11 protein-coding genes are annotated in these 10,676 nt (G+C 63.4%); 8 read left to right on the forward strand and 3 right to left on the reverse strand.

Features of this window, described 5'->3' with window-relative positions:
• Positions 1-55: 55 nt before the first annotated feature.
• From ABI660_RS10425 to pcaF, 3 genes are read left to right on the forward strand one after another with little or no spacing between them, the layout of a single operon-like run.
• Positions 56-772 carry a 3-oxoacid CoA-transferase subunit A gene (locus tag ABI660_RS10425; RefSeq protein WP_348067616.1) on the forward strand — a complete coding sequence of 239 codons (717 nt, stop codon included), beginning with the start codon at positions 56-58 and terminating at the stop codon, positions 770-772.
• A gap of 1 nt (position 773) precedes the next feature.
• Positions 774-1,427: a 3-oxoacid CoA-transferase subunit B gene (locus ABI660_RS10430; protein WP_348067618.1), complete on the forward strand. Its 654-nt coding sequence runs from the start codon at positions 774-776 to the stop codon at positions 1,425-1,427.
• Positions 1,428-1,470: 43 nt separating this feature from the next.
• Positions 1,471-2,673: a 3-oxoadipyl-CoA thiolase gene (gene pcaF / locus ABI660_RS10435; protein ID WP_348067620.1), complete on the forward strand. Its 1,203-nt coding sequence runs from the start codon at positions 1,471-1,473 to the stop codon at positions 2,671-2,673.
• 214 nt (positions 2,674-2,887) lie between these two features.
• Here the strand turns inward: pcaF and ABI660_RS10440 are convergent, their stop codons facing one another.
• Complete coding sequence (locus tag ABI660_RS10440; RefSeq protein ID WP_348067622.1) at positions 2,888-3,520, reverse strand: glutathione S-transferase; 633 nt, start codon at positions 3,518-3,520, stop codon at positions 2,888-2,890.
• Positions 3,517-4,386 (reverse strand): glutathione-dependent disulfide-bond oxidoreductase, encoded by an 870-nt coding sequence (gene yghU, locus ABI660_RS10445; RefSeq protein ID WP_348067624.1) that lies wholly within the window; start codon positions 4,384-4,386, stop codon positions 3,517-3,519. Before yghU ends, ABI660_RS10440 begins: the two co-directional genes overlap by 4 nt.
• A 161-nt stretch (positions 4,387-4,547) precedes the next feature.
• Here yghU and ABI660_RS10450 point away from each other — a divergent pair, with 161 nt between their 5' ends.
• The 5 genes from ABI660_RS10450 to ABI660_RS10470 all read left to right on the forward strand — a co-directional run bounded on the left by ABI660_RS10450 (position 4,548) and on the right by ABI660_RS10470 (position 9,799).
• Positions 4,548-5,471 (forward strand): NAD(P)-dependent oxidoreductase, encoded by a 924-nt coding sequence (locus tag ABI660_RS10450; RefSeq protein WP_348067626.1) that lies wholly within the window; start codon positions 4,548-4,550, stop codon positions 5,469-5,471.
• Between the two features lie 2 nt (positions 5,472-5,473).
• Complete coding sequence (locus ABI660_RS10455; protein WP_348067628.1) at positions 5,474-6,820, forward strand: amidohydrolase family protein; 1,347 nt, start codon at positions 5,474-5,476, stop codon at positions 6,818-6,820.
• 71 nt (positions 6,821-6,891) lie between these two features.
• A complete protein-coding gene (locus ABI660_RS10460) occupies positions 6,892-7,851 on the forward strand; it encodes a tripartite tricarboxylate transporter substrate binding protein (protein WP_348067630.1) in 960 nt (319 codons plus the stop codon).
• Positions 7,851-8,741: an NAD(P)-dependent oxidoreductase gene (locus tag ABI660_RS10465; protein WP_348067632.1), complete on the forward strand. Its 891-nt coding sequence runs from the start codon at positions 7,851-7,853 to the stop codon at positions 8,739-8,741. The genes ABI660_RS10460 and ABI660_RS10465 overlap by 1 nt, the downstream gene beginning before the upstream one ends.
• Positions 8,738-9,799, forward strand: a complete 1,062-nt coding sequence (locus tag ABI660_RS10470) for a maleylacetate reductase (RefSeq protein ID WP_348067634.1) — start codon at positions 8,738-8,740, stop codon at positions 9,797-9,799. Before ABI660_RS10465 ends, ABI660_RS10470 begins: the two co-directional genes overlap by 4 nt.
• Before the next feature lie 117 nt (positions 9,800-9,916).
• On the opposite strand, the gene ABI660_RS10475 is transcribed toward ABI660_RS10470, so the two are convergent.
• Complete coding sequence (locus tag ABI660_RS10475) at positions 9,917-10,423, reverse strand: AAA family ATPase (protein WP_348067636.1); 507 nt, start codon at positions 10,421-10,423, stop codon at positions 9,917-9,919.
• Positions 10,424-10,676 lie beyond the last annotated feature (253 nt).

Genomic DNA, 10,676 nt, shown 5'->3' on the forward strand with positions numbered 1-10,676 from the left:
ATTTGTTCTATATAAGAACAAATTGCCAGAATGATCCTCAGGCGGAGACAGTTTCATGATCAACAAGATTGCCCGGTCGGTGGCTGAGGCTCTGGCCGGCGTCCAGGACGGCTCCACCGTGCTGATTGGCGGTTTTGGCACGGCCGGCATCCCGAACGAGCTGATCGATGGCTTGATGGCGCAGGGCGCGAAAGACCTGACCGTCGTCAACAACAACGCCGGCAATGGCGACACCGGGCTGGCTGCGCTGCTCAAAGCCGGCAGGGTGCGCAAAATCATCTGCAGCTTTCCGCGCCAGGCAGACAGCCATGTGTTCGACGCGCTTTACCGCGCCGGCAAGCTGGAGCTGGAGCTCGTGCCGCAAGGCAATCTGGCTGAACGCATACGCGCCGCCGGTGCCGGCATAGGCGCTTTTTTTTCGCCGACCGGTTATGGCACGGAGATGGCAAAAAACAGCGACGGTACAAGCAAGGAAACCCGTGAAATCAAGGGCAAGGGTTATGTGCTGGAGATGCCGATTCATGGCGACGTGGCCCTGATCAAGGCAGAGCGCGGCGACCGATGGGGCAACCTCATGTACCGCAAGGCGGCGCGCAACTTTGGCCCGGTCATGGCAACAGCGGCCAGACTCACGGTGGCGACGGTGCACGAGATCTCAGAGCTCGGTGAGATGGATCCAGAGCACATCGTCACTCCCGGAATCTATGTCCACAAAATTGTGAAGATCGGCCGCGTGGCGACGCAGGCCGGCGGTTTCAAGCAGGCGGCCTGACATGAGTTACCAGAAACGCAGCAAAGACCAGCTCGCCGCCCGCGTGGCGCAAGACATTCACGACGGCGCGTATGTGAACCTGGGCATAGGCATGCCAACCCAGGTGGCCAACCATTTGCCTGCGGGTATCGAGGTCATCCTGCAAAGCGAAAACGGCATCCTCGGCATGGGTCCGGCGCCCGGCGAAGGCGACGAAGACTTTGATCTGATCAACGCCGGCAAACAACCCGTGACTCTGCTCAAGGGAGGTGCGTTTTTTCACCATGCCGACAGCTTTGGCATGATGCGCGGCGGCCACCTGGACATCTGCGTGCTGGGCGCTTTCCAGGTTTCCGCCACCGGTGACCTCGCCAACTGGAGCACCGACGAACCCGGCGCCATACCGGCTGTGGGCGGCGCCATGGACCTGGCCATCGGCGCCAGACAGACCTGGGTCATGATGGACCTGCTGACCAAAAAGGGCGAGAGCAAGGTCGTCAAGACCTGCAGCTACCCGCTGACCGGCATCGCCTGTGTGAAACGCATTTATTCCGACCTGGCCACGCTGGAATGCACGCCGCAAGGCCTCAGGCTGATTGATAAAGTTGAAGGGCTGGGGCACGACGAGCTGGAGAAGCTGGTCGGCCTGCCGATTGGTATTGCTTCCTCTCCCTGACCCTCTCCCAAAGAGAGATGGAAATTTTCACTAAAGGACACATATGAACCAAGCTTTTATCTGCGACGCCATCCGCACCCCTTTCGGCCGTTACGGCGGCGCGCTCAGCAGCGTGCGCACCGACGACCTGGCCGCCGTGCCGCTCAAGGCGCTGATGGCCCGCAACCCGAACGTGGACTGGTTGGCCGTGACCGACGTGATCTACGGCTGCGTCAACCAGGCCGGTGAAGACAACCGCAACGTCGCGCACATGGCCACCTTGCTGGCCGGCCTGCCGCTGGAGCTGCCGGGCGCCACCATCAACCGCCTGTGCGGCTCCGGCATGGACGCGGTGGGCACGGCGGCCCGCGCCATCAAGGCCGGCGAGGCCCGCATGATGATTGCCGGCGGCGTCGAGAGCATGAGCCGTGCGCCCTTCGTCATGGGCAAGGCCGAAAGCGCTTTCAGCCGCGCCGCGCAGATGTACGACACCACCATCGGCTGGCGCTTCGTCAACAAGCTGATGAAAGAAAAGTACGGCACCGACGCCATGCCGGAGACGGCAGAGAACGTGGCTGCCGAGTACAAGATCAGCCGCGAAGACCAGGACAAGATGGCGCTGGCCTCGCAGCTCAAGGCAGTCGCCGCACAGAAGTCCGGCTTCTTCGACGCCGAGATCACACCGGTCACCATTCCGCAGAAAAAGGGTGACCCAGTGGTGGTCAGCAAGGATGAACATCCGCGCGAAACCTCGATGGAAGCGCTGGCCAAGCTTAAGGGCGCGGTGCGTCCTGACGGCAGTGTCACGGCGGGCAATGCTTCAGGGGTGAACGACGGCGCGTGCGCCTTGCTGATCGCCAACGAGGATGCCGCCAAACAGAACGGCCTCACGCCACGCGCGCGCATCGTCGGCATGGCGACGGCCGGTGTGCCGCCGCGCATCATGGGCATAGGCCCCGCACCGGCCACAGAAAAAGTGCTGGCGCTCACCGGCCTGAGCCTGGCGCAGATGGATGTGATCGAACTCAACGAAGCCTTTGCCGCCCAGGGCCTGGCCGTGCTGCGCCTGCTGGGCCTGCAGGACGACGACGCCCGCGTCAACCCGAACGGCGGTGCGATTGCGCTGGGCCATCCGTTGGGTGCTTCGGGTGCCCGCCTGGTGATTACCGCGGTGAACCAGCTGCACCGCACCGGCGGCCGTTACGCACTGTGCACCATGTGTATTGGTGTGGGGCAGGGCATTGCGGTGGTGCTGGAACGTGTGTGATTCCATTTCCAAATCATCCGTGCACTTTGTCGGCTTCGCTAGCCGTACGTCTGTACTGTCGTCGCTTCGCCTTCGCGTTCACGAATGATGTAGAAATGGAATGAGGGGTCTGGTTTTCTCCGGATTTATAGAGAAAATAGGCCGTAACCCGCGTCCTATTTACGTATGATGCTACTGAAATAGTAGCAGTTTGTGGCGTGAGCCCTGCACCCTGCTAAAGCGCCATCGAAGGCCGCAGCGCCATCGCCGCACGCCAGCGCAGCAGGTGCGGGTGCTGTTCGCCGGGCTTGACCTTGACGACGCGGGCAAAGTCCACCGCCACCACGGCGGTGATGTCGGCAACGCTGAACTGGTCTGCGGCCACAAAATCGTGTCCGTCCAGCCGTTCATTGAGCATCACAAAAAACTGCTGCACGCGCGCCAGGCCGCGCTGCGCCAGTTCAGGAATCTGCGCGTAGTCCACCGGCCCAGGCAGGGCGCGGTTCGCCATGGCCGGCGAGCTGTTGCGCAGGCATTCGGCAATCGCCACCAGGCCCTCAAACTCGATGCGCCACTGCCAGCTGGCGATATCGGCTTTTTCCAGCGCGGTGCTGCCCAGCAGGGGCGGTTGCGGGCAGTACGCTTCCAGCCAGGCGGCAATGGCGGCGTTGTCGGTCAGAAGCACGCCCTCGCTGGTGCGCAGTGCGGGCACGGTGCACTGCGGATTGATCCGTCGGTAGGCTTCGCCCATCTGCTCGCTGGTGCGCAGGTCCACCTGCACGGTCTCATGGGGCACACCTTTTTCGGCCAAGAGGATGCGGGCGCGCCGTGGGCTGGGCGCGGTGGCGCAGTCGTACAGGGTGATCATGTTGCCAGCTTATCTTGAGTGCGGGTGTCAAAGTCGCCGGCGTCATGGCGCTCATGCAACTGGCTGGAGGCTTCGCCCCAGGTGCGGTTGACCATGCGCCCGCGTTTGGCGGCGGGCCGTTTGGCGATCTCGTTGGTCCAGCGCAGCACGTGGGTGTAGGTCTGTACCTGCAGGAACTCGCCGGCTTCATACAGCTGGCCTTTCACCAGCGTGCCGTACCAGGGCCAAACCGCCATATCGGCAATGGTGTAGTCGTCGCCGGCCAGATACGGCACCTCGGCCAGGCGGCGGTCCAGCACGTCCAGTTGCCGCTTGACCTCCATGGCATAGCGGTCGATGGGGTATTCCATCTTGCTTGGGGCATAGGCATAAAAGTGGCCGAAGCCGCCGCCGAGAAATGGCGCACTGCCCATCAGCCAGTTCAGCCACGACAGGCATTCGGCGCGCGGCGCACCGCTGGCGGGCAAAAACGCGCCGAACTTTTCGGCCAGGTACTGCAGGATCGCGCCCGACTCGAAGACCCGCTGCGGCACGGGGCCACTGCGGTCCACCAGCACGGGAATTTTCGAGTTGGGGTTGGCCGCCACAAAGCCGCTGCCGAACTGTTCACCCTCGTTGATGCGGATCAGCCAGGCGTCATATTCTGCACCGCTGTGACCCAGCGCCAGCAGTTCTTCCAGCATGACCGTGACCTTGACGCCATTGGGCGTGCCCAGCGAATACAGCTGCAGCGGGTGCTTGCCCACTGGCAGCTCCTTGTCGTGCGTGGGGCCGGCCACAGGCCGGTTGATGTTGGCGAAGCGGCCGCCGCTCGACGGTGGCGGCGACCAGATGGCGGGGGGGACGTAGGGAGTGGTGTCGTTCATGCGAACGATATTGCCTGAGTTTGGAGGTGTCTGCACGACAGGCCATATTTGAAAGATCATGCCTTTTTCCGCCACCGGGAAAACTGATTTCCTCTGTATTTCTTGAACCCTCCGGTAGGCTGCGGCACATTAACGTCAGACGTTATGAACAAGGAGACAGCATGACAGTGCGCATCGGATGGATAGGCTTGGGACGGATGGGGGAGGCCATGGCCAAACGCCTGATCAAGGCCGGTAACGAAGTCAGCGTGTGGAACCGAACCGCGTCCAAAGCCGCGCCGCTGGCCGAGTACGGCGCCACCATCGTCGGCAGCAAGCAGGACCTGGCCTCCTGCGACATCGTGTTCACCATGGTTTCCACCACCGACGACCTGAAGCAGGTGCTGTTCGGCGAAGGTGGCCTGGTGGCGGGCAATTCCAAACCCAAAATTGTTGTGGACAGCTCCTCCATCTCGCAGGAAGGTTCTGCCGAAATCCGCAAGCGGCTTGAAGCCTTGAACGTCGGCTACCTGTGCTCGCCGGTGTCGGGCAATGCCAAGGTGGCCAAGGCCGGCAAGCTGCTGCAGGTGGCCTCTGGGCCGAAAGCGCTGTACACCGAGGTCGAGCCCTATTTGCAAGCCATGGCCCGCAAGGTCATGTGGGTGGGCGAGGGCGAACTCGCGCGCATCTGGAAGATTGCCCACAACACCATGTTCGGCGTGATCATCCAGAACCTGTGCGAGATCACGGTGCTGGCCGAGAAGGCGGGTATTCCGCGCCACATCTTTCTGGAGAGCATCAACGACTCGGTGCTCGGCTCCATGTACACGAAATACAAGACGCCGATGCTGACCAACCTGACGTTTGACCAGGTGACCTTCACGCCCAAGCTGCTGCTCAAGGACATGGACCTCGGCCTAGGCGCCGCCCGCGCGCATGGTGTGGCCATGCCCGCTGCGGCGGCGACGCGCGAGTCGGTGGCGCGCATGGTGGGCCGCGGCTACGAGGACATCGACTTTGCCGTATTGCTGGTGGAAACCGCCAAGGATGCCGGCCTGGAGCTGAAGTCTGAAAACATGAAGATGAGCGACGGACTGGAAAGCTGAGCATGGCGGCACCGGCCAGAACCCTGATCAAAGGCGCCACCATCATCACGATGGATACGCAGGGCGACCTGCCCACCGGTGACATCCTGGTGACGGGCGACACACTGACGGAGGTTGCGCCGCGCATCCATGTCGATGATGCGCAGGTGGTCGATGCCACCGGCCACATCATCATCCCCGGCCTCATCAATGCCCACATGCACACCTGGCAGACCGCGTTGCGCGGGATGGCGGCCAACTGGACGCTGCTCGAATACTTCAGGAAGATGCACGCCGGGCTGGCCACGGTGTTCACCCCGGACGACCTGCACATCGCCACCTTGGTTGGTTCGCTGAACCAGCTCAACTGCGGCACGACGACACTGGCCGACTGGTGTCACAACAACCCGACGCCGGCGCACAACGATGCGGCGCTTGCCGCGCTGCTGGCGTCCGGCATACGCGCCGCGTTTTTCCACGGCACGCCCAAGCCGGATCCGCAGCCTGGGCAGGCAGCCTTCTGGGAAGTGCCGCATCCGCGCGCCGAAATCGAACGCCTGCTCAAGGCGCACCAGGGCCAGCCGCTGCTGAGCATCCAGGCAGCGGTGCTCGGGCCGCACTACTCGACGCTGGAGGTGGCGCTGCACGACTTCGCCATGGCCAAAGACCTGGGCCTGATCGCCTCGCTGCACCAGGGCGGTGGCCCGGCGCGTACGCCCGACGGCTGGCGCCAGCTGGACCTGGCCGGCCTGCTCGGCGAACACATCAACATCGTGCACGGGCACGCGCTCAATGACGTTCAGCTGCAGCGCTTCTGCGAGCTGGGCATGAGTTTTTCTGCCGCGGCCGAAAGCGAAATGAGCCAGGGCCATGGCCACCCGATCACCGGGCGCCTGCGGACGCTGGGCCGCGCCCCTTCGCTCGGTGTGGACCTGGAAAGCGTGATGAGCGGTGACATGTTGTCGCAGGCGCGCATTGCGCTGGGCATCCAGCGCTCGCTTGACAACGTGGCCTACCGCGAAACCTGCGGTTCCATCCCGCCGACCTCGACCATCACCACGCGCGAGGCCTTGTCGTGGGTCACGGTCGAAGGCGCGCGCATGCTCAAGCAATCGCACCGCATCGGTTCGCTGGCCGCCGGCAAGCAGGCTGACCTGGTGATGATCCGCGCGAGCGACCTCAACATGCAGCCCGTGCACGACCCGGTCAGCTCGGTGGTGATGCAGACCTCGCTGGCCAACATCGACAGCGTGATGGTTGCCGGCCAATGGAAAAAGCGCCACGGGCAGTTGCTGGAGGTTGACCTGCAGCCGCATCTAATGGCCTTGCAGGTGTCGGGGCAGAAGATCGCCAAGGCGTTATCGCTATAAATAATATAGCGGATGGCGCCCGTGTGCAAAGGGCTGGGGCCGTATTTGATGATAAATCCAGGAGACAAACCATGAAACGCTTCATTCTTCTCGCCGTGAGCCTGCTGGTTGCGGGCACCGCGATGGCCCAGGGAGGCTACCCCAACAAACCCATCAAGTTCCTGGTGCCCTTTACCGCCGGCAGTGGCACCGACCTGATTGCCCGCAGCATCGCCGACACCATGGGCAAAAGCATGGGTCAACCCATCGTGATCGAGAACAAGCCGGGCGCCGGCGGCACCATTGCCGCGGGCCAGGTGGCCAAGGGCGAGGCCGACGGCTACACCGTGCTGGTGCATTCCTCTGGCCATGCGCTGAACCCGGCGATTTACAGCACCATCGGCTACGACACGCTCAAGGACCTGACCGGCATCACGCCGCTGGCGGCCCTGCCCAATGTGCTGGTGGTGAACCCGGCCAAAGGCTGGAAGTCGGTGGCCGACCTGGTCGCTGCCGCCAAAGCAAAGCCCGGCCAGCTCAACTACGCTTCGGCCGGCGTGGGCAGCGCGACCCACCTCAACGCCGAGAAATTCCGCCTGCAGGCCGGCATCGAAGCCCTGCATGTGCCCTACAAGGGAACACCCGAAGCGATGACCAACGTCATCGGTGGCAGCAACGACTGGTTCTTCGCGCCGCTGGCCTCGGCCTTGCCGCTGGTGAAAGATGGCAAGCTGCAGGCGCTGGCCGTCAGCACGCCCACGCGTTCGCCCTCGCTGCCGCAGGTGCCCACCACGGTCGAGGCCGGCGTGGCGGGCTCGGACTACACCTTCTGGGTCGGCATGATTGTGGCCAGCAACACGCCAGCGCCCGTGGTCAAGCGTTTGCACGGAGAAGCCCTCAAGGCCATGGCCAGCCCGGAAGTCAAGGAGCGCATGAACAAGCTGGGCGCCGAGCCTTTTCCCATGCAGGTCGATGCCTTCAACGCCTTCATCAAGACCGAAGTGGACGCCGCCGCCCTGATCGCCAAAGCCGCCAATCTCAAGGGCCAGTGATGACGCTTGTTCATGTCGCCGGTGTGGGCAAGATGGGTCTGCCCATGGCCGGGCACCTGCAGGCGGCCGGCCATGCGGTGACGGTGAGCGATCCCAGCGAGGCGCGCCTGCAACTGGCGCGCAGCCAGGGGTTAAAGGTGGCCGCAGACGCCGGCGCCGCGATCGGGCGCGCCGACGTGGTGCTTTCCTCGCTGCCTAACGATGCGGCCCTGCGCCAGGTGGCCGCGCAGGTGGCGCAATCCGCGCGGCGCGGCGCAAGCTACATCGACACCAGCACTGTGTCGCAGCAGGCCTCGGCCGAAGTGGCCGAGGTGCTGGCGGCCACTGGCGTGTTCTATCTGCGCACCACGGTGTCGGGCAACAACAAGATGGCCGAGGCGGCCCAGCTCACGGTGATGGCGTCCGGGCCGCGCGCGGCCTACGACGCCGTGTTGCCGCTGCTCAAGGCCCTGGGGCCGAACCAGTTCTACCTGGGCGAGGCCGAACAGGCGCGTCTGATGAAACTGGTGGTCAACCTCATGATTGCGCAGACCAGTGCCATGCTGGCCGAAGCCCTGACCCTGGGCCGCAAGGGCGGTCTGGACTGGGGCGACATGTGGCTGGTGCTGGGCGCGAGTGCAGTGGCCTCGCCCATCGTCAAGGCCAAGGCCGTGCAGCTTTCGCAGCGTGACTTCACGCCGACTTTCACCGTCGGGCAGATGATCAAGGACCTGGACCTGATTTTGGATGCAGGGGAGGCCGTGCATGCGCCCCTGGCCCAAACCGCGCTGACGCAGCAACTGATGCATGCGGCCATGGCGCAGGGCGACGGCCAGGACGACTACGCTGCCATCATCAAGACCGTCGAGCGCAGTGCGGGTTTATCCACGGAGTTCAACGAGAAGCCATGAGAAGTTTTGTCTACAACGCCCAGGCGGCCCGCGTTATTTTCGGCGCCGGCAGCCTGCAGCACCTGGGCCGCGAGATCGACGCGCTGGGCGCGCGCAAGGCGCTGGTGCTGTCCACGCCGGAGCAGCGCGCTTCTGCCGAAATGATTGCCGGCCTGCTCGGGCCGCGCGCCGCCGGTGTGTTTGACCGCGCCGTGATGCATGTGCCAATGGAAACCGCGCGCGAGGCGCGCGAGCTGGCCCGCAAGCTCGGCGCCGATTGTGCCGTCGCCATTGGCGGCGGCTCCACCACCGGGCTGGGCAAGGCCATCGCGCTGGATTCCGGCTTGCCCATCCTGGCCATTCCCACCACCTATGCCGGCTCGGAAATGACGCCAATCTACGGCATCACCGAAGGCGGGATGAAAAAAACCGGCAAGGACGCACGTGTGCAGCCGCGCACCGTGATCTACGACCCCGAGCTGACGCTGGGCCTGCCGGTCGGCATGAGCATCACCAGCGGCATCAACGCGATTGCCCACGCCGCCGAAGGCCTGTACTCGGTGGACAGCAACCCCGTCATGGATTTGATGGCAAAAGAGGGCATAGCCGCCATGGGAAGGGCGCTACCAGCTATTAAAAACGTAGCGAATGACCTGGCCGCCAGAAGCGACGCCCTGTACGGCGCCTGGCTGTGCGGCACCGTGCTGGGCAATGTCGGCATGGCCTTGCACCACAAGCTGTGCCATACCCTTGGCGGCAGCTTCAACCTGCCGCATGCCGAAACCCACACCATCGTGCTGCCCCATGCGCTGGCCTACAACGCTGCCGCCGCGCCGCAGGCCATGGCAGCCATTGCCACCGCGCTGCGCGCAGACAGTGCAGCGCAGGCGGTGTTTGATCTGGCGAAGGACAACGGCGCACCGGTGGCGCTGCGTGACATCGGCATGAAAGAGGCCGACCTCGACAAGGCTTGCGACATCGCCATGCAGAACCAGTACCCGAATCCGCGCCCGCTGGAGGGCAAAGCGATACGGCAACTGCTGCAGGATGCGTTTGAGGGGGTGCGGCCGGGGGAGTGAGGGAGCGGGTGTGAAGGACTTCAACGGGTCGATTGCGGTCGTAGCGGACGTTCAACGTCTAAATTCAGTGGGCGGCGAAACCGATCCACTGCAATGATGGGTTAGCCGTCATCGCGCTCAACCCTCAGTTGAGATTTTCTCGATACGATGCTCAGCAATCTCGAGTTCGTCTGGTTCCTCCCAGAAATCGCTTGCCATCTCGAAGAATGCGGCCGGCACAACCATGGAGAACGTGGGGCCCCTCTCGACGTTTCTTCGCATGACCCTTTCGCGCCGCACTTCACGGGACGCCACGAGCAAATACAACGCCAATTCCACGTGCGCATCATGCGCTCGCATGTAGAAATCTTCGCGACTCTGCCGCTGGACGAGACCAAGTTCCAGGACGGGCGGTATGCCACACGCCAGCAGAGCTTGAGCATGGCTCCAGATGTGATCAAGCAGGCGCGCCTTGCGCTCGATGTACCAAGGCATGAGCTCTGTGCTCGGACGATCCGGACTGAATAGTCTTGCAAACCACTCGTCAAGGGCGATGTGAACCCCGCCTACGCGAGTTGCAAGGGACGAGGCGAACGTTGACTTTCCCGCGCCGACTGGTCCTTCGATGAGGTAAATCTTGGGCATATAGAGAGACGGTTCCTCGTGACGGCTAACGTAAAAGTAACCAGCGACCAAGACAAGGTGTGCGCGAAGCGCAGGGACGCACTTGGGCGTCCGCGTTGACTGACAAGTTAAGCACGCAACACCTCCCTCTCGAATCTTTCCATGGCCGGAGTGAGATCTTCCTTCAGAAGCCAGTAGTTATCGATGGCGCGACTAAGCATGAATCGCCCCGGGTTTCGTGGAGGCCCGTTGGGTTAAGTCAGACTGTTGTGGC

This window comes from Polaromonas sp., assembly GCF_039930745.1.
In the GTDB taxonomy this organism is placed as follows: domain Bacteria; phylum Pseudomonadota; class Gammaproteobacteria; order Burkholderiales; family Burkholderiaceae_C; genus Polaromonas.